The sequence below is a fragment of the Halomonas sp. YLB-10 genome, assembly GCF_003856855.1.
GTDB lineage: Bacteria > Pseudomonadota > Gammaproteobacteria > Pseudomonadales > Halomonadaceae > Halomonas > Halomonas litopenaei.
The window spans coordinates 482,750-503,181 of sequence record NZ_RRCU01000002.1; the positions used below are offsets into that span (position 1 = coordinate 482,750).

Genomic DNA, 20,432 nt, shown 5'->3' on the forward strand with positions numbered 1-20,432 from the left:
TGTCGATGTTGAGTTGCTCTCACCCAATGCAAGGCTATTGTCGCCATTGGAAACGTTGAGATGGCCAACACTGACACTTTTCGCGCCGTTGGCAACACTGCCTGATCCCAGTGCCGTAGAGTGGCCGCCTGTCGCTTTAGCCGTGGCACCAAGTGACGTCGCATTGGTCGCCGTGGAGGTCGCCTTTGCGCCAATAGCAAGACTCGAGGTGGCGCTGGCAACGGACCCTCCGGTCAGGTCTCCGCCAATGGCAATGGCGTTTACACCTATCGCTTGTGCGCCGTTTAATCGAGCGACCGTGCCGCTAGACAGTGCCCCGCCACCGATAGCGACGCCATTCTTGCTTTTCGCATAAGCCCCACGCCCGATCGAGACACCGGCCAAACCGCTGGTAACAGCCTGATCGCCCAGGGCAATACCAGAATCTGCCGCCGCACTCGTGGTCGCATAGTAGCCCATCGCGATAGAGGCATCACCATCGCCAACGACACCGGTGCCTATATGGATGGCAGATGCCCCCGCAGCGGGCTGGATGCCCACCGGCGCCAGATATCGGCTGACGACAAACTGCTCAGGCTTGTCGACAGGCGTCGACGTCTCACCTGGCATGACGCATCTATCTTTAGTCGGTGACGTCAGAGGTATCGTTGCCTCCTCTGACGCTATGTTGCCGACCTCACCTGCCACCGTCGGACAGTCATCAACGAGGGGGCCAGCCTCCGCTTTACTCGACCCCAGTCCAGGCGTGACAGCCGATAGAGACATCAGGATACAGGTGATACAAACGCTTTTTGTCCCACTTCTTGCTGATTTGAGCGAGTTAACGAACAAAAAAGTACGGCCATCCAATTCACTCACTCCGACCTCCTTGTCACCAATACTTAGGTGACATCTTCGTGCGCCACCAAGACACTCACTTTCATCCGAAATCCGTCTTCAACCACTTAAAACTCTCTTATAAGAATCCTGAAAGAAGAAAAAACGAATCAGAAAAAACAGCGTGCAGAAACTCGACTTTCCGGACACAAAACTTTCAAAAAAAACATGATTAAAAAAATCTACACGCGCAGCGCCGTCACTTCCATTTTCAAATGTGACACAGATCATTTCTTGCTTGTAATTGGCGCAGGACGTGCCAAATAAAGCACAAAAACTAACGGTCCGTTTCAGAAGCTGTACGGGCACTGATGAGATTCATCTTTCCCCCCAGCCATAGCCAGTTGCCATCAAAAACTGACGAGCGATGGTCAAATGAACAGGAATTTTCCCGACAGCTCAGTGCAAAGGAAGGTGTTGTACTGCGGTTAGACGCAGCCACACCAGGCACAGGGGGTTTCAGGACTTGCGGGAATGCGAATAACGTTGCCGCACACCTATCCGAGTCGACACTTCCCAGTACCCAACATCAGCGTAGCGCCAGGAACTTCATTCACTCGTGGGAGCCCAGCCATTGGTACAGACGTGGGCAGCGGAAAGCAGATCGCCCGGGCCAGGCCCGGGCGATCCTCTACATGCTTTCGGCGTTATCACCACTTGCACCACCGTCGTTGCATCATGCCCTTGCGGCAGTCAGCGCAGACCAGTGCCGGCAAGCGGCTGTCAGCTGAAATCGATGCCGATACGACGGCCGACTTCCTCGTAGGACTCGATGACGCTGCCCAGCCCCTGGCGGAAGCGATCCTTGTCGAGCTTTTCGCGGGTCTTGGCGTCCCACAGACGGCAGCCGTCCGGTGAGAATTCATCACCCAGCACGATCTTGCCGTGGAATACGCCGAACTCGAGCTTGTAGTCCACCAGCAGCATGCCGCCGTCGGCGAACAGCTGCTTGAGCACCTCGTTGACCTTGAAGGTCAGCGCCTTCATCTCGGCCAACTGCTCGGCGCTGGCCCAACCGAAGCTTTCGGCCAGGGACTCGTTGACCATGGGGTCGTGGAGCTCGTCGTTTTTCAGAAACAGCTCGAAGGTCGGCGGTGTCAGCGGCTCGCCTTCCTTGACGCCGAGACGCTTGACCAGACTACCGGCGGCGATGTTGCGCACCACGCACTCCACCGGAATCATGTCGAGCTTCTTGACCACGCACTCGGTGGGCGACAGCAGCTCTTCCACGTGGGTGGGGATGCCGGCCTCTTCCAGCTTGGCCATGATGAAGGCATTGAAGCGGTTGTTGACCATACCCTTGCGCTCGAGCGACTCCATGCGGCGTCCGTCGAAGGCGCTGGTGTCGTCACGAAAGTGCAGGATCAGACGATCCGGGTCATCGGTGGCATAGACCGACTTGGCCTTGCCGGCATAGAGTTCTTCGCGCTTTTCCATGGGTGCCTCCACAGGCAAATCAAAAAAAGGGGTTCAAGCAGGACCAGGGTCCTGAATCAGTGAATCGCTTGCCAATCCAGGCCGTCATCCTGGGCAGCCACGGTCAGGCGGGTCTCGTCGCCATCCAGCAGAGGCGTCAATGCCTCCAGAGCGAGTTCGGGGCGGTTATTATGCTCCGACAGGTGGGAGCAGACGATACGCTGCAGCCGATCCAGCCCCAGTTCGGTCAACAGCGCCGCAGCCTGGCCATTGGCCAGGTGCCCCCAACGTCCGCCGACACGGCGCTTGAGACTGGGCGGATAGGGGCCTTCAGCCAGCATGCGCACGTCATGATTGCACTCGAGCACGAGGGCATCGCAGCCACGGAAGGCCTGGCGCACGTGTTCGCTGGGGTGGCCCAGGTCGGTCAGCAGCCCCAGCTTCCTGTCACCTGCGGCGATACGAAACTGCACCGGCTCTCGGGCGTCGTGGGGCACCGTGATGGCGTCGACGTCGAGTCCCTTGATGGCAAAACGCGACTGAGGGGTGATCCAGTGGGTCCTGGGCAGTCGGCCGAGCTTGCCGGATAGCCAGGTGCCCGGGGTCAGATGTACCGGCAGGTCATAGCGACGGGCTAGGGGGCCGATGCCACGCACATGGTCGCCATGCTCGTGGGTGACCAGCAAGGCATCGAGCTGACGCGGATGGACACCCAGCCGCGCCAGCCGGCGTTCTGCCTCCTTGAGACCGAAACCGCAGTCCACCAGCAACATCGACTCGCCGTCGCTGACCAGGGTGGCGTTGCCCTTGCTTCCGCTGCCCAGGGAGGCGAAACGCAAGCCTCCCCGGGAACCATTGGCATGCCCGACGCTCATCAGCGCAGCAAGCCCTCCATGCGCTGCAGCAGCTCACGCTGGTCATCGCCGGAAAGCGGCTCGTCGTCGGCGCTACGTGCCTCCATCAGGGTTTCCTGGCCCTGGGGCGACAACCTGAGCTCGATGCGTTGCATCGACTCAAGCAGATCCATCGAGGTCAAGGAGTCGATGAAGCCACGGGTACGCTCGCTCTCGGTGATGTAGTCGATCACGAAGCGCTTGCCGCTTTCATCCACGGAGACCAGCTCGCGACGATCTTCCATCTCGAAGTTGTTCTCGAGCTGGAAGGCGAGCTCGGCGTAGGCCCGCTCGATGTCGAAGGGCATCACCATCACCCAGTCATCGCCGCGGGGCTCGAAGCGAACGCTGTCGGCTTCGGGGGTCTGCTGGGCCGACGCCGAGGCGATGCTGGCCGAGGCGCTACGCGCTTCAAAGTGACGCTGCAGAGAGTTCAGGCACAGCCGGTTGAGCTGGCCCGCGGTATCACAGCGCACCTCACTGGTGCCCGACCTGAGGCCCTGGCGCAGTACCAGGCTGGCGTCGGAGGTCTCGATGACACCGCTGGCGCTGTCGCTGCGGGTGATCTCCAGCCCGCGCTGTTCGACGAAGCGCTCGAGCTCCGGCCACACCACCGCGGGCGCGGCCCCTACCACCAGCCAGCGATCGGCGTCGGTCTCGCGCACCGCCACGTCACCGGCGGCCACCGCGGTGCTGGCAGACAGCGTCTGGGGCAAGGGCGCGGCGAAGTCTCCCTCGCGGGCGTAGAAGTCCCCGCGAGCCTGAGGCACCGGCATGATATCGCGATAGCGGCTCTGGTCGCGGCTGCCGGGGAGGGTCAGCGGAGCCGCCTGACGGGCGCCCGCGTAATCCTCGTTGCGATCGTGATAGTGACCGTCCTTGGCACAGCCGGCCAGGGTCAGGGCCGCGATCATCGCCAGCGGCAGTCCTTTAAGCGCAGAATTCATGCATCCACCTTGATTGAAAATTGGGTCCACGACATCACGACCGGAGGCACGGTTCAGGCGTCAGTCCTCGATCAGTCCTGCCAGCTGCAGGGCTTCGCTGATGGTGGAGTGATACTTCTCGCTCAGCCAGGTCAACGGCAGGCGGATGCCGGGCTCGATGATACCCATGCGGTTGAGCGCCCACTTGACGGGGATAGGATTGGCCTCGATGCCCAGGTTGGTATGCAGGGGCAGAAGCCGGGTGTTGATCTGGTGAGCCTTGTCGCTTTCACCGGCCACGGCGGCGGCGCACAACTCGTGCATGGCCTTCGGCGCCACATTGGCGGTCACCGAGATATCGCCATGACCGCCCATCAGCATGAAGTCGCAGGCGGTGGCGTCATCGCCGGAGTAGAGCATGAAGTCGCTGCCCTTGAGACGTTCGATCAGGTCCTCGGCGCGCTCCAGGTTGCCGGTGGCATCCTTGAGGCCGATGATGTTGTCGACCTCGGCCAGACGCAGCACGGTCTCGTTGTAGATGTCCGAACAGGTGCGTCCCGGCACGTTGTACAGGATCACCGGCAGATCACTGGTCTCGGCGATCACCTTGAAATGCTGATACAAACCTTCCTGGGTCGGCTTGTTGTAGTAAGGCGCCACGGTCAGGCAGTAGTCGGCCCCCACTTCCTTGGCGTAGCGGGTCAGCTCCACCGCCTCGGTGGTGTTGTTGGAGCCGGTGCCGGCGATGACGGGAATGCGGCCATTGACCTCTTCGACCACGCTGCGAATCACGTCGAAGTGCTCGGCGAAGGTCATGGTGGTGGGCTCACCGGTGGTACCCGCCGCCACGATGGCGTCTGTGCCATTGTCGAGGTGGAAATTCACCAGTTTGCGCAACACTTCCCAGTCGATATCGCCGTTGGCCTTCATCGGTGTCGCCAAGGCGACAATACTGCCCGTGATCATCCTCGTTGTTCCTCTGTTGTCTGCCCTCCCGCGACCCTGACGATGGCGGTCGGGGTGAACGAATGTGGCCAAGGGGGTCGCGACCCGGGGAAGCGTGGTCGTGACCAGAGCACAAATGGTACTCAGGCGGCCATATCCTGTACAGCCGCGTCTTTACATGAAGAGCGTCATTGCGTGTAATCGGACGCCTATTTTTGCGATTCTGGAGCCACCATGACAGTGTCCATCGGCGAGCCGGTCCCCGACTTCAGCGCCAGCGCCACCGGCGACAACACCATCACCCTGTCGCAACTGCGCGGTCGCCAGGTGGTGATCTACTTCTACCCCAAGGCCAGCACCCCCGGCTGTACCACCGAGGGCGGCGACTTTCGTGACCACAAGGCAGACTTCGACGGCGCCAACACCGTGGTCATCGGCGTCTCCCGTGACGGCATCCGTGCCCAGGAAAACTTCAAGGCCAAGCAGGGCTTCAATTTCGAGCTGATATCAGACAAGGACGAAGCCGTGTGTGGCCTGTTCGACGTCATCAAGCTCAAGAAGCTCTACGGCAAGGAGCACCTGGGTATCGAGCGCAGCACCTTCCTGATCGACAGCGAAGGTCGCCTGGCCAGGGAGTGGCGCAAGGTCAAGGTCAAGGGCCACGTGGAAGAAGTGCTGGAAGCCGCCCGCGAACTGCACGCCCAGTCCTGACACGCCGGCCCACGGATGCAAGCCTCGTCCTCCCCGGCAAAGAACGAATGCCCGGCCATTGGCCGGGCATTGTGTTTCGCCTAGAGAGCAGGGCTCAGCCGTCGGTGCCGGTCCCTGTACCTGCGTCAGAGTGGGGCGGCAACCTTGCCATGCTGCGCTCCTTGATCCCGCGAGGCCAGGCATAGACCAGCGCCTTCAACAGGGTCGCCAGCGGGATCGCGAAGAACACCCCCCAGAAGCCCCAGACGCCGCCGAAGAACAGCACCGCCAGGATGATCGACACCGGGTGCAGATTGACCGCCTCGGAGAACAGCACCGGCACCAGCACGTTGCCGTCCAGCGCCTGGATCACGCCGTAGGCGACGATCACATAGAGAAACTGGTCGCCCAGTCCGAAGTGAAAGCCCGCCACCGCCGCCACCGGCAGTGTCGCCACCGCGGCGCCGATGTAGGGCACCAGCACCGAAAAACCCACCAGTACCGCCAGCAGCGCCGAATAGGGAAGGCCAAAGAAGGCGAAGGTGAAGAAGGTCACACTACCGACGATGACGATCTCGGTGGCCTTGCCGCGCACATAGTTGGCGATCTGGCAGTCCATCTCCTTCCACACCCGGGTCATCAGGTCACGCTTGGCCGGCAAAAGCGACACGGTAAAGCCCACCAGACGGTCACGGTCCTTGAGCATGAACAGCACCAGGATCGGCACCAGTACCAGGTAGATGAGCAGTCCCAGCACATTGCCGAGCGACGCCAGCGACAGCGTCAGCGCACGCTGGCTCAATTGGGTCGCCTCGCGGCTGAGCACGGCGATCCAGTCCTGGACCAGGTCCGGAGTGATCAGCTGGGGGTAGCTCATCTGCAGGTCGTCCAGCATCTGCTGGCCGGCAGCAAACATCCGCGGCGCTTCCTGGATCAGGCTGGCGAGCTGGTTCCAGATCAACGGCAGCAGGATCAGCGCCAACGCCAGCAGCACCCCGACAAAGGCCAGAAAGACCGTCATGACCGCCACCAGGTGTGGCACCTTGCGTCGCGTCAGGGCGTTGACCGCGCCCTGCAGCAGAAAGGCCACCACCAGCGCGGTGAGAAAGGGCGCCAGCATCTGGCCAAGCCAGATCACCACCGCCAGCCCCACCACCAGCAACACCAGCAGCAGCACCGCCTCTTCATCGGAGAAGTAGTGATCGACCCAGCCACGAAATACGCTACGCAGACTCATGCATCACCCGCCTTGCGCAACCAGTAGACATAGACCTTGTCGCGTTCTTCACGCCCTTCCAGCACGTGGGCGCTGTGCTCGGCAAAGCTTTCAAAGTCTCGCCAGGAACCGGCGTCGGTGGCCCTGACCTCCAGCACCTGCCCAGGCGACAGGCGCGACAGCGCCTGCTTCGCCTTGAGCAGCGGCAGCGGACACGGAAGTCCGCACGCATCTAGCACATCGTCAGGTTGCACTGCCATGATCTCTCCCGAGAGAATGCGATATCGGATCGCTGCACATCGCAGCGCCGTTGCCCCGAGGGGCGAGCCCTTGCGATTTAAAGGCACTTTTCCGGCTGAATCAATGTCCCAAGGCAACCCCCTCCAACGCTATCGACGAGGATTTCGATGCCCAAGCGCACGCTGTTTGCCGTCACCGCTCGCCCCGCGCGGGCACGCCGTCAGGCATCGCCTTGGCATCGTGGCCGCTGGCGCCCGATGCCGGGCCTAGCCCTGGCGTCGACGCTTGCGTTGAGCCTGAACGCCACCACAGTCCAGGCCCAGTATCTGGACCAAGGCACCCTGCTCGATCAGCCGAGGGAGCTGAACCTGCCCTCGCTGATGTCCACCGGCAGCAACGCCATCAGCGGCGAGGAAACCCGCCTTGGACGTGCCTGGCTACGCCAGTTTCGCGCCCACGTGCCGGAATGGCGCGACCCATTGGCCCAGCACTATGTGGAGACGCTGGTCGGCCGCCTGGTGCCCTACAGCGACCTGGGAGGCATCAACACCACCATCACCCTGGTCGACAACAAGACCCTGAACGCCTTCGCCGTCCCCGGCGGCGTGGTCGGCGTCAACACCGGCCTGTTCGCCTTCGCCGACCAGGAGGCCGAGGTGGCCTCGGTACTGGCCCACGAGCTGGGCCACCTGTCACAGCGCCACTACGCCCGTAGCAAGGCACGCGCCGAGCAGACCCAGGTGCCTGCCATGGCCACCATGCTGGCGGGCCTGATCCTGGCCGCCAGCGGCGCCGGTGACGCCGGCATCGCGGCCCTGGCCGGCAGCCAGGCGGCGATGATCCAGGACCAGCTTCGCTACTCGCGTCGCTACGAGGAAGAGGCCGACCGCATCGGCCTGCAGGCCATGGCCAGCGCGGGCTACGAGCCCCAGGCGATGGTCGACATGTTTCGCTCCATGCAACGCCTGATGAGCCTCCAGGGCGGCACTCCGCCGGAATTCCTGCTGACCCACCCGATCACCGAATCACGCATCAGCGACACCCAGGCCAGGGTCAACCAGACCCGGGTGACGGGCTCGGCACCGGATGAACTGCAGTACCAGTTCATCCGTGCCCGGGCACTGCTGGCGATCCACGAGCGTGCGCCCGGCCAGGCGATGACGGTGATGCGCCAGGACCAGGCGCCGGCGGACGCCCAGCGCTATCTGCAGGCGCTGATCGACGCCCGGGCCGGCCAGACCGGCTCGGCACTGAATACGCTCGACGGCCTGGCACGGGCCCACCCGGATACCGCCCTGCTGCCCGCCAGCGCCGTCCAGGTGGCGCTGGAAGGCGGGCGCGTCGACGAGGCCATCGAGCGTGCCCGGCGTCAGTTGCGCCTGATGCCAGGCTACCCACCGACCAGCCAGCTGCTGGGCGAGGCGCTCTTGCAGCGCGACCCCGACGCGGCCTACCGGGAACTCCACGAACTGGCCCAGCGCCGTCCCGAGGACCCCACCGTGTTCGGGCTGCTGGCGGAAGCCGCCGGGCGCAGTGGCCGCGAAGCCTGGGGCCATCTGGCCAGAGCCGAGCAACTGCAGCTGACCGGTGAGATCGATCGCGCCATTCGCCAGCTGGAGGTCGCCGAGGCGATGGCCGAGCGCGAAGGCGACCTCAACGCCAGGTCAAGCATTCAGCGTCGTCGAGACGCCTTCCTCGACTACCGCCGGACCATGGAGAAATTCCGCTGAGCCGGAAGTTCCGCTGGGCCCGGCAGCGATCGACGCGGTGACGACACCGTGCTCAGGCGACACAGTGCTCAGGCGACGCAACGCTCAGGCCCGCCAGCCCACAGACGACTCGGCCCAGGAACAAAAGCGCCCACGAGACTCTCTCGTGGGCGTGGGCTCGTGGGCGTGGGCGCGGGGTGTCACCAGGAAAAGTAACGGCTGGCCTCAGGCCTGAAACTCCAGCATACGCGTCAGCGGCTTAAGCGCCTGGGTCCGCAGGGCGTCGCTGACCTGGATTTCACCGCTGCCCTCTCGCAGCGCGGCGGCCAGATTGTCCAGGGCGTTCATCGCCATCCACGGGCAGTGGGCGCAGCTTCGACAGGTCGCGCCATTGCCCGCCGTCGGGGCCTCGAACAGGGTCTTGTCGGGCACCGCCTGCTGCATCTTGAAGAAGATGCCGCGATCGGTGGCGACGATCAGCTGCTCGTTGGGCAGCTCCTTGGCCGCCTTGATCAACTGGGAGGTGGAACCGGCGACGTCGGCCAGACTGACCACCGCTTCGGGCGACTCCGGGTGCACCAGTACGGCAGCGTCCGGATAGACCGACTTGAGGTCCTCGACCCCCTTGGCCTTGAACTCCTCGTGGACGATGCAAGCGCCGTCCCACAGCAGCATGTCGGCGCCGGTCTGCTTCTGGATGTAGCCGCCCAGGTGCTTGTCCGGGGCCCACAGGATCTTCTCGCCCCTGGCCTTGAGGTGCTCGATGACGTCCACCGCGATGGAGGAGGTAACGACCCAGTCGGCACGCGCCTTGACCGCCGCCGAGGTGTTGGCATAGACCACCACGGTGCGATCCGGATGGGCGTCGCAGAAGGCCGCGAACTCGTCCTCCGGGCAACCCACGTCCAGCGAGCAGGTGGCCTCCAGGGTCGGCATCAGCACGCGCTTTTCCGGTGACAGGATCTTGGCGGTCTCGCCCATGAAGCGCACGCCGGCGACCACCAGCGTATCGGCCTCGTGGCGTGCACCGAAGCGCGCCATCTCCAGCGAATCGGCGACACAGCCGCCGGTCTCTTCGGCCAGCTGCTGGATAGCGTCATCGGTGTAGTAGTGCGCCACCAGTACGGCATTGTGAGCCTTGAGCAGGCGCTTGATCTCTTCGACGCGCGCAGCGTCTTCCGAGGGAATACGGGTAGGGCAGTACGGGCGCGCGAGATGCTCTCTGATCTCGGCGCGAGAAGTCATGATCGTCATCGTGTCTACCACTGTGATCGACAGGGGATCCCCCTGCTGATGGGACAGTGCCGCGAACGCTCCGTTCGGCGACACGCCAGGAGAACCCTCGAGCGTGGAGCCCGGCGCCGATAGCGCCAGCGGCGACTCCTGATGCGGCGCTGGAAAGGCGTCACTGCCGCTCCAGACCCGCTGCCGGTGGTTCTCTCCCTCGCCCATGCGTCTATCGCAGCGGCGAGTCACTTGACAGTTTAACGCAGGCGGACGGTTATGCCGAGTCTCCACGCATGGCATCGGCGCAAGATTGCGCCTGCGGCATACCTGTTCTCGACTCCCTGCCGACACGATGGCATCGGCTCGACGCCGTCGGCGCGGCGTACTCGCGCCGCTTGAGGAACGCTCTGTTCAGGCTGACAGCGCCGTCGTGGCTGCGGCGGCGGCTCCAACCGCGGACTGCGCACACGAAAAACGGCCCCCGCTGCAAGCAGCGAGGGCCGTGAATCTGGTGGGTCGTGTAGGATTCGAACCTACGACCAATTGGTTAAAAGCCAACTGCTCTACCAACTGAGCTAACGACCCGATCATGGCAGGACATCGTCCTGACCATGCACAGGTTCGGATGGTGGGTCGTGTAGGATTCGAACCTACGACCAATTGGTTAAAAGCCAACTGCTCTACCAACTGAGCTAACGACCCTTCCGAACGGGTGCAGATATTACGGATATGCCCCTTTCGACGCAAGTGTTTTTTTCGATTACCGTATCTTTAGCGCTTCTTGTCGCCGCGATCCGGCTTGCCGCCACGCTTCATCGTGTGCACCGGGCGACGCTTGTTCTTGTCGCGGCTCCAGCGATTCTTCTCGTCCGGCGTCAACTCAGGCACCTTGCGCGATTCGAGTCCCGCCAGTCCGGCCAGGTCGTCGACCTCGTCCTGGGAAAGCTCGGTCCACTCGCCGGCCTTGGCCCGCTTGTCGAGGAAGATGTTGCCGTAGCGGACCCGCTTGAGGCGACTGACGGTCAGCCCCTGGGACTCCCACAGACGCCTGACCTCGCGGTTACGGCCTTCCATGATGACCACGTGGAACCAGGTGTTGATGCCCTCGCCACCGAACTCCTGGACGTCGCTGAAGCGTGCCGGGCCATCCTCGAGCATCACGCCTTCGACCATGGCCACCACGTGCTCGCGCTTGACCTCCCCCATCACTCGCACCGCGTATTCGCGCTCGATCTCGGTGGAAGGATGCATCAGCCGATTGGCCAGCTCGCCGTCGGTGGTGAACAGCAACAGCCCGCTGGTGTTGATGTCCAGGCGGCCAATCGCGATCCAGCGCTCGCCCTTGAGGCGCGGCAGGCGGTCGAATACCGTACGCCGCCCCTCTGGATCCTTGCGCGTGCACAGCTCGCCCTCGGGCTTGTTGTACATGATCACCCGCCTTGGCACCTCGTCGGCGGCGCGCAGGGTGATCGGTCGGTCATCGAAACTGACCCGGTCACGGGCCTCCACTCGGTCGCCCAGGGTCGCCACGCTGCCGTTGACCTTGACCCGGCCATCGGCGATGGCGGCCTCCATCTCCCGGCGGGATCCCAGGCCGGCACGCGCCAGCACCTTCTGCAGTTTTTCGCTGGTGGTCGTCATTCGTCGTTCTCACTCTCTGTGGGTTCCACCCCCGAGGCAGCGTCATCATCGACGCGGCCCCGGGCGCGTTCGGACAGCCTGGCTTCCAGATCGGCAAAGCTCAGGCGAGCCCGTTCGGACGCCATCCCGGCGTGCTCGTCGTCGGCCGTCCCGGCCGTCGGTTGATTGACGTCGGGCGTTTGGCCCGCCGTCGTCTCGGCTTCCTCGCGGGAAGCCGTCACTTCATCCTGATCGGGCGATACAGCCTCGCCTTCCTCGGTCTCGCCTCTTTCGGTTGCAGCTTCAGCGCTGCCAACTTCAGCGCTTCCATCTTCAGCGCTTCCATCTTCAGTGGGTTCACCCTCGGCAGTTTCACCCTCGGCGGTCTCACCATCGTCGTCCAGCGGCTCGTCGGCCTGGGCCAGCAGCGCCGAGGGCGGAGGCGGTGGCTCGTCCTCGGTGTCGAACTGCTCGAACTGCTTGAGCTCGTGCATCGGCGGAAGTTCGTCGAGGGTCTTGAGCCCGAAATCGTCCAGAAAGCCACGGGTGGTGGCGAACACCGCCGGGCGTCCCGGCACGTCTCGGTGCCCTACCACGCGAATCCAGCCACGATCGAGCAGGGTGCGCATGATCGAGCCACTCACCGTGACCCCGCGGACCTCCTCGATATCGCCCCGGGTCACCGGCTGACGATAGGCGATCAGCGCCAGCGTCTCCAGCAACGCCCGGGAATAGCGCTGGGGGCGTTCATCCCACAACCGGGCGACCCAGTTGGCCAGCCGCGGGCGAATGCGCAGCTGGTACCCGGAGGCGGTCTCGATCAGCTCCATGGCGCCTCTCAGGTGACGCTCCGACAATCGCTCCAGCGCTTCCTTGAGCGCCCGTCGCGGCGGGCGCTCGTGTTCATCGAACAGCTGTTCGAGGCGGTCCAGCGCCAGCGGTTGGCCGGCGGCCAGCAGCGCCGCCTCTACGATGTCGTCCAACGCATCGGGCGTCTCCATCACGCTCATGCGGGCTCATCTCCCTGTGTCTTGTCAACCGACTGACCGATACGCCCATCCGGTTCACCAGCATCATCGAAGGCGCTGTCGTCGCCCGCCTCGTCGTCAATAGCGCTGTCCTCGGCGGCGCTATCATCAAAGGCATCATCAGAGGCATCACCGAAGGTATCGCCGAAGGTTTCGTCGTCGAAGGTTTCGTCGTCGAAGGCGCTCTCGCCCTCGTCCTCAAGCCCTTCGTACGGATCTTCGTCGCCGTCCTCGGCCAACCTCGCCCTGACGTGGATCGGTGACATCGGCGCATTCTGGACGATTTCGATCATCGCCTCCTTGGCCAGTTCCAGGATCGCCATGAAGGTCACCACCACCCCGGCCCTGCCCTCATCAAGCGAGAACAACGCCTCGAAGGGGGTGTAGTGCTCATGGGTCAGGCGCTCCATGATCGCCAGCATGCGCTCCCGGGTCGACAGTACTTCACTTTCGATCTGGTGGGCCTGGTTGAGTTCGGCCCGGCGCAGAATGCCGGCCAGTGCGCCAAGCAATTCATCGAGCTCGACGTCCGGATGGATGACCCGGGCCTCCACCGGGGGCAGCGCCGCCCGGGCAGGAAACCAGTCACGTCCAACCCGGGGCAACTCCGCCAGGGCCTCGGCCGCGAGCTTCAGCCGCTCGTACTCCTGCAGGCGGCGAATCAGCTCGGCGCGGGGGTCTTCATCCTCGTCACCGTCTTCGCTTCTGGGCGGACGCGGCAGCAGGGTGCGCGACTTGATCTCGGCCAGCATCGCCGCCATCAGCAGGTACTCGCCGGCCAGTTCGATTTCCATGGCCTTCATCAGTTCCACGTACTCGATGTACTGGTGGGTGATGGCGGCCACATTGATCGACAGGATATCCAGATTCTGCCGGCGAATCAGATAGAGCAGCAGGTCAAGCGGTCCCTCGAAGGTCTCGAGAAAGACCCTGAGCGCCTCCGGGGGAATGTACAGATCCTCGGGCAGCTCGGTGATCGGCTCATCGAACAGGCGTCCCAGCACCTGGGCGTGGGCTTCGACCTCGGCGTGAGGGGCAGCACCGGCCTGGGCCTGCAAATCGCCCTCGGTGTCAGGCCGAGTCGCTGCACCTTCCTCGTCAGTCCCACCCTGGGGTTGTTGTGTCGTCGGCGAGTCGCTCACGCGTGGGGGACCTAGGTTGCCATGGTAGTGGTTACGATGAACAAGGGAGGATGCGGCCGCTTGGACCGAGGCGCCACCAATCCCCCAGTCTATCAAGCTCCGCGCGATCTGGCTAAATCAGCGAGGCCCAGTCGGTGCGTCAGGCGGCGCTTCAGTCGGCGCTGTCGGCGGTGCGATAGCGGCCGCGATAGTCGAACAGCTTTTCACGCACCTGCCAGTGACGCCCCACCTTGCGCCCGACCACGAAATCCGGGGCCCTGAGCCTTTGCTGCTCGCGACATACCTGATCGGGTGACGTCGGCGACCAGGGCACACCGGGCGCCCGGGCGTGATCACGCAGAAACACCGCCTCGAAGGCCCGCCGCTGGGCGGGCGTCTCCAGTGCGAACCACTCGGCCAGGGTGGCGCCGTCCTCATCATGGTAGGTGACCTTGAGCCGCGGCAGCCCCCGCCCATTGACGGTGGACTCGAGCAGCATGCCGCTGACCCGCAGCACCCTGGCGTCCTTGAGCTTCAAGGCCTCGCGCAGCTTGTCATCGGCGTCCACCAGCAGCGTCTGGCACCCATGGCAGCGTCGGGCGGCGATATCGTTCTCGGCGCCACAGTCGCCGCAGGTCTTGAAGCGAAAACGAAAATCGCACTGGCGCGCCCCTGGCTCGGCGGCGGCCAGCGCCCTGCCTTCGGCGTCGACCAGGCCCTGGCAGCGACGGCCGAAGTGTTCGATCACCAGCTCGCCGTCGCGCTTGCCCCAGAACAGGTTGGCGTGGCCACACAGTGGACAGGGCACCTGCACCGGCTCGCTGTCGCTGTCCGGCCGCGGACTGCCCACCTCCGGCGCATACAGGTCCCAGGGATTGCCAGCGTAGTCGAGGATCAGACAGTCGCGCTTGCCGGGCGAGAGCCTGAGCCCTCGCCCGACGATCTGCTGGTACAGGCCGACGGACTCGGTAGGCCTGAGGATCGCGATCAGGTCCACATGGGGCGCATCGAAACCGGTGGTCAGCACCGAGACGTTGACCAGGTACTTGAGCCGTTTCGCCTTGAAGTCCTCGATCAGCCGGGTGCGCTCGTCGCTGTCGGTATCGCCGGTGATCAGTGCCGAGGCTTGTGCCGGCAGATAGCCGAGGATCTCCTCGGCGTGGGCCACGCTTGCCGCAAACAGCATGACACCCTCGCACTCCCGCGCCCGCTCGATCACCTCGGCGATGATGCCCGGCGTGGCCCGGTGCCCGGCCACCACGCGATTGAGATCTTCCTCGCGATATAGCCCGCCGGTCCCCGGCGACAGTTGCGAGAAGTCGTAGCGGGCCACCGCCGCATCCACCTTGAGCGGGCTTGCCAGGTAGCCCTGGCGCACCATCAGCCGCAGCGGCTGCTCGAACACGCAGTCGCCAAAGAAGCTGTCCGCGTCACCGCGCACCATGCCGTGGTGGTGGCGGTGGTAGATGAAGCCCTGGCCCAGCCGATACGGAGTCGCGGTCAATCCCAGCACCTTGAGCGAGGGATTGCGAGAACGCAGATGGTCGATGACCCGCCGATAGGAGGAGTCCGCGTCCAGCGATACCCGGTGACACTCGTCGATCACCAGCAGGGTGAAGGGGCCATGGGCGTTCTGCTCGTCACTTACCGCGTCCAGGTGGCGGACCACCGACTGCACCGAGCCGAACACCACCTGGCGAGCGCTCTCCTTGCGCCCGAGTCCGGCGCTGAAGATGTCCGCCTCGAGGCCGTAGGCCAGGTACTTGGCATGATTCTGCTCGACCAGCTCACGCACGTGGGCCAGCACCAGTACCCGCCCCCGGGCCAGGCGGGCCAGTTCGGCGATGACCAGTGACTTGCCGCTGCCGGTGGGCAACACCACCACCGCGGGCTCGTCGGACTGACGAAAGTGACCAATGACGCGTTTCACCGCCTCGTGCTGATAGGGCCGCAGTTCTGGCCTGACGGAGGCGGGAGGCGACGATGGCGGGAGCCGGGACTCGGTCTGGGGCATGACGACGCCTTTACTCTGCAGGGTTCGGCAAATATTGATCCAGGGCACATCAGCGTGCACTCGGCGCCAGTAGCATAGGCGCCTGCGCGTCGAACCGACGCACTCTACGCCAAGCGCTCGATGCTCCACAACAGGGCCTGCCCCTCCCCCACCCTCCGGGCAGCCCTGGGGCACCGGCCTCGGCGAGTCACGCCGCACGTCAAGCGGCTCCGTCTTCAAGGACTCAGCCATGTCGCTTCGCCAACTCTGTCAGATGGCCTCCCTGCTCGTCTTTGCCGGTCTGCCCCTGCTGCAGGGCTGCTCCGAGGGAGATCCGCCCTTGGCCAAGCAGGTCACCCGCCCGGTCAAGCTGCTTACCCTGGACGAGATGGGCAATCGGTCCCTGACTCGGTACCCCGGTGTGGTCGAGGCCTCCGAACGCACCGACCTGGCCTTTCGCATCGGCGGGGAACTCAAGGAGTTGAACGTCCAGGCCGGCCAGGCGGTGACCAGTGGCGAGCGTATCGCCCTGCTCGACGACCGCGACGCCCGCAACGCCTTGTCCAACGCCCAGTCGAGCTACGACCTGGCGCTGGCGACCTACCGCCGCATGCAGATATCGCTGGAAAAAGGCGCCATCAGCCGCGCCGCCTTCGATGAAGCCCGGGCGGCCTTCCTGTCGGCCCAGGCCCAGTTCGACCTGGCCAAGGATCAGCTCGGCTACACCGAGCTGAAGGCGCCCTTCGACGGCGTCATCGCCAGCGTGCCGGTGGACAATTTCCAGGTGGTGGCCCCCCAGCAGACCATCGCGGTGCTGCAGCAGCCCGGCAATATCGACGTGACCTTCGACCTGCCCGAACAGCAGATCCGCCAGCTCGATCTGGAACGCGTGCGTGCCGCCCTCGAGAAGGCCGACAGCGTTGCCTGGGTGCGCTTCGGCGATGACGAGCGTCGTTTCCCCGCGCGCTACAAGGAGCACGATACCCGCGCCTCCAGCGGCACCCTCAGCTACACCGTCACCCTGACCCTGCCGACGCCGGACGACGTCTACGTGCTGGCCGGCATGAGCGCCGTGGTATCGATGGACCTCAACGCCCTGACCGGCGAAAGCGACGGCCTGTGGCGGGTGCCGCTGGGCACCGTGGTCACGCTGGAGGACGACCCCGAGGCCACGGTGGTGTGGCGCTATATCGCCGACGACGAAGCCTCGGGCAAGGTGGAAGCGGTACCGGTAGAGGTCCGCACCGCCAGCGACGACGGCATCTTCATCGCCGGCGACCTGGCGGCCGGCGACCGACTGGTCGGCGCCGGCGCCCATCTGATGCGCCAAGGTCTTCGCGTCACCGCCTGGACCCAGGAAGAGGGGCTCTAGGTCATGGTCGGCTATTTTCTGCGCAACAAGACCATCAGCTGGATGGTCACGATCCTGCTGTCGGTGGGCGGTATCGTCTCCTTTCTGGGCCTGGGGCAGCTGGAGTTTCCCGACTTCACCATCCGCATGGCGCTGGTCAGCACCGCCTACCCCGGCGCCAACCCGCAGCAGGTCGAGGAAGAGGTGACGCTGCGCCTGGAGAAGGCGATCCAGGAGATCCCCAACCTCAAGCGGGTCAGCTCGGTGAACAGCGCCGGGCTCTCCCAGATCACCGTGGAGCTCGACACCGACGTCCAGGGCACGGCCCTGCCCCAGTACTGGGACCTGCTTCGGCGCAAGATCGGCGATGCCCAGGCGGGCCTGCCCCCCGGCACCTCGGAGTCGCTGGTGGTGGACGACTTCAGCGACGTCTACGGTCTGCTGTTCAACCTGTCCGGCGATGACTACAGCCTTTACGACCTGAAGAATCAGGCCGACTTCCTGCAGCGCGAACTGCGCCTGATCGAAGGCGTCAAGAAGGTGGTGATCGCCGGTGATCGCCCGGAGCAGGTGACCATCTCGCTCAACCGCGAGCGCATGCAGGCTCTGAACATTCCCCCGGATGCGCTGATCGGCCTGCTCAACGCCCAGAACGCGGTAGCCGACGCCGGCAGCGTGCGTCGACACGGCAAGATCATCTCGTTGCAGCCCAGCGGCGAATTCAGAAGCGTCGAGGCGCTGGAGGACCTGATCGTCGGTCGCCCCGGCGCCAACCCGGTGCACCTGGGCGACATCGCCACGGTGACGCGCGCGCTCACCGACCGTCCCGGTCAGCTCTACCATGCCGACGGCAAGCCGGCGATCTCGCTTGGCCTGTCGTTCGTGTCCGGGGTCAACGTGGTCAAGGTCGGAGAGGCGGTGGACGCCCGCCTGGCCGAACTGGAATCCCGCCTGCCTCTGGGCATGCAGCTGACCCCGGTCTACCACCAGCCCCAGGTGGTCAAGGAGGCGGTGTCCGGCTTCGTCATCAACCTGATGGAGTCGGTGGGCATCGTCATCGTGGTGCTGCTGGTGTTCATGGGCCTGCGCTCCGGCCTTCTGATGGGGCTGATCCTGTCGATCACCATCCTCGGCACGCTGATGCTGATGGCCGCCCACGGCCTGCAGTTGCAGAAGGTCTCGCTGGGGGCCCTGATCATTGCCCTGGGCATGCTGGTGGACAACGCCATCGTGGTCACCGAGGGCATGCTGATCGGCCTTGGCAAGGGCAAGAGCAAGCTCGAGGCAGCCAAGGAGGTGGCCGGCCAGAACTGGCTGCCACTGCTCGGCGCCACCGCCATCGCCATCACCGCCTTCGCCCCCATCGGCCTGTCGCCGGACGCCACCGGCGAACTGGTGGGCTCGCTGTTCTGGGTGCTGTTCTATTCACTGCTGCTGAGCTGGATCACCGCCCTGACGCTGACCCCCTTCTTCTTCGACATCTTCTTCAAGGATCGTGAGATCGGCGACGGCGACAGTCACGAGGATCCCTACAAGGGAGTGATCTTCCAGCTGTTCGGCTGGCTGGTCGACAAGGGCATTCGCTTTCGCTGGCTGACCATCGCGGTCTGCGTGGGCCTGCTGGTCGGCGCCTTCGCGCTGTCCTCCAACATCAAGAACGCCTTCTTCCCGGATTCCACCACACCGCTGTTCTTCGTCGATGTGTGGATGCCGGAGGGCACCGACATTCTCGAGAGCGAGCGGGTGGCCTCGCGCCTGGAGGCCCAGGTGGCGACGATGGACCAGGTCACCCACGTGACCAGCGTGATCGGCGGCGGCGCCCAGCGCTTCACCCTGACCTACTCACCCGAGGACCGCTACGCGAGCTATAGCCAGCTGATCGTGGAGACCGAGGATCTCGACAGCCGAGCAAGCCGTATGGCCGAGATCATCACCCTGCTGCGCGATGACTATCCCGAGGTGCAGTACAAGGTCCAGGCGCTGCAGGTCGGTCCTGCGGCCAAGGCCAGCCTGGAGGCGCGCCTGTACGGCCCGGACCCGGACACCCTGCGCAAGCTCGCCACCGAGGTCAGCGAGGTGTTCCGCGCCGAGCCCTTCGTCGACAGCATCCGCCTGTCCTGGGGCAATCGGGTGGAGGAGCTGACGCCTGAGTTTCTCGAGCAGCAGGCGCGGCGCGTCGGCGTCACCCGCCAGGCGCTGCACCAGGCGTTGCTGATCCACAACGACGGCCAGATGGCCGGCGTCTACCGCGAGGGCTCCGACCTGATCCCCATCGTGCTGCGCGATGAACGGCAAGAGCGCTACGGCCTCAACGACATCGCCAGCCTCAACGTCTGGAGCGCCGAGCAGCAGACCTACATCAGCGCCGGCAGTGTGCTGGGGCCGCTCGAGACCCAGCTGCATGATCCGCTGATCAAGCGTCGCGACCGTCAGCGCATGCTCGCGGTCTACGCCGAGCCGCTACCGCTGTCCGGCGAGACGGCGGCCAACATCCTTGCGCGGCTCAAGCCCCAGATCGAGGCCATCGATCTCCCCGAGGGCTACCACCTGGGCTGGGGCGGCGAGGACGAGACCTCGCGTGACGCCAAGAAGGCGCTGTTCAAGTTGTTGCCGCTGGGCATCCTCGGCATGTTCATCCTGACCATGCTGCTGTTCGGCAACCTGCGCCAGTCGCTGGCGATCTGGGCCATCGTGCCCTTGACCGTGATCGGTATCGTCGGCGGTCTTCTGACCTTCAACGCCCCCTTCACCTTCATGGCGCTGCTCGGCACCCTGAGCCTGGTCGGCATGGTGCTCAAGAACGCCATCGTGCTGGTCGAGGAGATCAAGATTCAGATGCCGCTGTACGAGGCGCCCTTCGATGCGGTGATGGCCGCCGCCATCAGCCGGGTACGGCCGGTGTCCATGGCGGCGATCACCACCATGCTGGGCATGATCCCGCTGTTCGGCGACGCCTTCTTCGCCTCCATGGCGGTGGTCATCGTGTTCGGTCTGGGTGCGGCCACCCTGCTGACCCTGGTGATCCTGCCGGTGATCTACGCCACCCTGTTCCGCATCCATCCTCCGTCGCCAGTCAAGGGGCCTACCGGAACCTGCCCCCTATAGGAAGGTGACTGCAAGACAAGGCCCTCGCGGGCGATACCCGCGAGGGCCTTGTCGTTGGCTTGCGGCATAGGCCGCC

General features: G+C 64.5%; 15 protein-coding genes, 2 tRNA genes and 1 pseudogene. 4 read left to right on the forward strand and 14 right to left on the reverse strand.

Annotated features, from left to right (window positions below; all coding sequences use genetic code 11):
* Positions 1-72: 72 nt before the first annotated feature.
* The 5 genes and pseudogenes from EBB56_RS22320 to dapA form a co-directional block, all read right to left on the reverse strand.
* Positions 73-765, reverse strand: a pseudogene (locus EBB56_RS22320) (hypothetical protein); the annotation flags it as partial.
* Between the two features lie 834 nt (positions 766-1,599).
* Positions 1,600-2,313 (reverse strand): phosphoribosylaminoimidazolesuccinocarboxamide synthase, encoded by a 714-nt coding sequence (gene purC, locus EBB56_RS06035; protein ID WP_045992003.1) that lies wholly within the window; start codon positions 2,311-2,313, stop codon positions 1,600-1,602.
* A 56-nt stretch (positions 2,314-2,369) separates the two neighbouring features.
* Positions 2,370-3,167, reverse strand: coding sequence for an MBL fold metallo-hydrolase (locus tag EBB56_RS06040; RefSeq protein WP_045992002.1), 798 nt, complete (start codon positions 3,165-3,167; stop codon positions 2,370-2,372).
* On the reverse strand, positions 3,167-4,132 hold the full coding sequence (locus EBB56_RS06045; protein ID WP_045992001.1) for an outer membrane protein assembly factor BamC: 966 nt from the start codon (positions 4,130-4,132) through the stop codon (positions 3,167-3,169). The genes EBB56_RS06040 and EBB56_RS06045 overlap by 1 nt, the downstream gene beginning before the upstream one ends.
* A gap of 60 nt (positions 4,133-4,192) precedes the next feature.
* Positions 4,193-5,077 carry a 4-hydroxy-tetrahydrodipicolinate synthase gene (gene dapA / locus EBB56_RS06050; protein WP_045992000.1) on the reverse strand — a complete coding sequence of 295 codons (885 nt, stop codon included), beginning with the start codon at positions 5,075-5,077 and terminating at the stop codon, positions 4,193-4,195.
* 213 nt (positions 5,078-5,290) lie between these two features.
* Between dapA and EBB56_RS06055 the strand changes: the two genes are divergently transcribed.
* Complete coding sequence (locus EBB56_RS06055; RefSeq protein ID WP_045991999.1) at positions 5,291-5,767, forward strand: peroxiredoxin; 477 nt, start codon at positions 5,291-5,293, stop codon at positions 5,765-5,767.
* A 94-nt stretch (positions 5,768-5,861) separates the two neighbouring features.
* Here the strand turns inward: EBB56_RS06055 and EBB56_RS06060 are convergent, their stop codons facing one another.
* Positions 5,862-6,983: an AI-2E family transporter gene (locus EBB56_RS06060; RefSeq protein ID WP_045991998.1), complete on the reverse strand. Its 1,122-nt coding sequence runs from the start codon at positions 6,981-6,983 to the stop codon at positions 5,862-5,864.
* Positions 6,980-7,222, reverse strand: coding sequence for a sulfurtransferase TusA family protein (locus EBB56_RS06065; RefSeq protein WP_045991997.1), 243 nt, complete (start codon positions 7,220-7,222; stop codon positions 6,980-6,982). Before EBB56_RS06065 ends, EBB56_RS06060 begins: the two co-directional genes overlap by 4 nt.
* 147 nt (positions 7,223-7,369) lie before the next feature.
* Here EBB56_RS06065 and EBB56_RS06070 point away from each other — a divergent pair, with 147 nt between their 5' ends.
* Entirely contained in the window at positions 7,370-8,932 is a 1,563-nt protein-coding gene (locus EBB56_RS06070; protein ID WP_239452522.1) for a M48 family metalloprotease, read from the forward strand.
* A gap of 204 nt (positions 8,933-9,136) precedes the next feature.
* Here the strand turns inward: EBB56_RS06070 and nadA are convergent, their stop codons facing one another.
* From nadA to EBB56_RS06105, 7 genes are all read right to left on the reverse strand, one after another.
* Positions 9,137-10,165 carry a quinolinate synthase NadA gene (gene nadA, locus EBB56_RS06075; protein WP_045992009.1) on the reverse strand — a complete coding sequence of 343 codons (1,029 nt, stop codon included), beginning with the start codon at positions 10,163-10,165 and terminating at the stop codon, positions 9,137-9,139.
* Between the two features lie 482 nt (positions 10,166-10,647).
* Positions 10,648-10,723, reverse strand: a tRNA-Lys gene (locus EBB56_RS06080).
* Between the two features lie 41 nt (positions 10,724-10,764).
* Positions 10,765-10,840: transfer RNA gene (locus EBB56_RS06085), tRNA-Lys, on the reverse strand.
* A 69-nt stretch (positions 10,841-10,909) separates the two neighbouring features.
* Positions 10,910-11,779, reverse strand: coding sequence for a 23S rRNA pseudouridine(2605) synthase RluB (rluB, locus tag EBB56_RS06090; RefSeq protein ID WP_045991996.1), 870 nt, complete (start codon positions 11,777-11,779; stop codon positions 10,910-10,912).
* The gene (gene scpB / locus EBB56_RS06095; RefSeq protein ID WP_124803356.1) at positions 11,776-12,768 is read right to left on the reverse strand and encodes an SMC-Scp complex subunit ScpB; all 993 of its coding nucleotides are present in this window, start codon (positions 12,766-12,768) and stop codon (positions 11,776-11,778) included. The genes rluB and scpB overlap by 4 nt, the downstream gene beginning before the upstream one ends.
* Positions 12,765-13,844 (reverse strand): ScpA family protein, encoded by a 1,080-nt coding sequence (locus tag EBB56_RS06100; RefSeq protein ID WP_260425307.1) that lies wholly within the window; start codon positions 13,842-13,844, stop codon positions 12,765-12,767. Before EBB56_RS06100 ends, scpB begins: the two co-directional genes overlap by 4 nt.
* Positions 13,845-14,079: 235 nt before the next feature.
* Positions 14,080-15,921 carry a DEAD/DEAH box helicase gene (locus EBB56_RS06105; protein ID WP_124803358.1) on the reverse strand — a complete coding sequence of 614 codons (1,842 nt, stop codon included), beginning with the start codon at positions 15,919-15,921 and terminating at the stop codon, positions 14,080-14,082.
* 229 nt (positions 15,922-16,150) lie between these two features.
* Here EBB56_RS06105 and EBB56_RS06110 point away from each other — a divergent pair, with 229 nt between their 5' ends.
* A complete protein-coding gene (locus EBB56_RS06110; RefSeq protein WP_124803360.1) occupies positions 16,151-17,272 on the forward strand; it encodes an efflux RND transporter periplasmic adaptor subunit in 1,122 nt (373 codons plus the stop codon).
* 3 nt (positions 17,273-17,275) lie between these two features.
* Positions 17,276-20,356, forward strand: coding sequence for an efflux RND transporter permease subunit (locus EBB56_RS06115; protein ID WP_124803362.1), 3,081 nt, complete (start codon positions 17,276-17,278; stop codon positions 20,354-20,356).
* Positions 20,357-20,432 lie beyond the last annotated feature (76 nt).

What these genes read in the sequence shown, in the direction of transcription:
- EBB56_RS06045 (WP_045992001.1), bottom strand. Translation starts at nt 4,132, where the DNA reads ATGAATTCTGCGCTTAAAGGACTGCCGCTGGCGATGATCGCGGCCCTG.
- rluB (WP_045991996.1), bottom strand. Translation starts at nt 11,779, where the DNA reads ATGACGACCACCAGCGAAAAACTGCAGAAGGTGCTGGCGCGTGCCGGC.
- EBB56_RS06105 (WP_124803358.1), bottom strand. Translation starts at nt 15,921, where the DNA reads ATGCCCCAGACCGAGTCCCGGCTCCCGCCATCGTCGCCTCCCGCCTCC.
- EBB56_RS06040 (WP_045992002.1), bottom strand. Translation starts at nt 3,167, where the DNA reads ATGAGCGTCGGGCATGCCAATGGTTCCCGGGGAGGCTTGCGTTTCGCC.
- EBB56_RS06060 (WP_045991998.1), bottom strand. Translation starts at nt 6,983, where the DNA reads ATGAGTCTGCGTAGCGTATTTCGTGGCTGGGTCGATCACTACTTCTCC.
- EBB56_RS06110 (WP_124803360.1), top strand. Translation starts at nt 16,151, where the DNA reads ATGTCGCTTCGCCAACTCTGTCAGATGGCCTCCCTGCTCGTCTTTGCC.
- purC (WP_045992003.1), bottom strand. Translation starts at nt 2,313, where the DNA reads ATGGAAAAGCGCGAAGAACTCTATGCCGGCAAGGCCAAGTCGGTCTAT.
- scpB (WP_124803356.1), bottom strand. Translation starts at nt 12,768, where the DNA reads ATGAGCGTGATGGAGACGCCCGATGCGTTGGACGACATCGTAGAGGCG.
- EBB56_RS06055 (WP_045991999.1), top strand. Translation starts at nt 5,291, where the DNA reads ATGACAGTGTCCATCGGCGAGCCGGTCCCCGACTTCAGCGCCAGCGCC.
- EBB56_RS06070 (WP_239452522.1), top strand. Translation starts at nt 7,370, where the DNA reads ATGCCCAAGCGCACGCTGTTTGCCGTCACCGCTCGCCCCGCGCGGGCA.
- EBB56_RS06115 (WP_124803362.1), top strand. Translation starts at nt 17,276, where the DNA reads ATGGTCGGCTATTTTCTGCGCAACAAGACCATCAGCTGGATGGTCACG.
- EBB56_RS06065 (WP_045991997.1), bottom strand. Translation starts at nt 7,222, where the DNA reads ATGGCAGTGCAACCTGACGATGTGCTAGATGCGTGCGGACTTCCGTGT.
- dapA (WP_045992000.1), bottom strand. Translation starts at nt 5,077, where the DNA reads ATGATCACGGGCAGTATTGTCGCCTTGGCGACACCGATGAAGGCCAAC.
- nadA (WP_045992009.1), bottom strand. Translation starts at nt 10,165, where the DNA reads ATGACGATCATGACTTCTCGCGCCGAGATCAGAGAGCATCTCGCGCGC.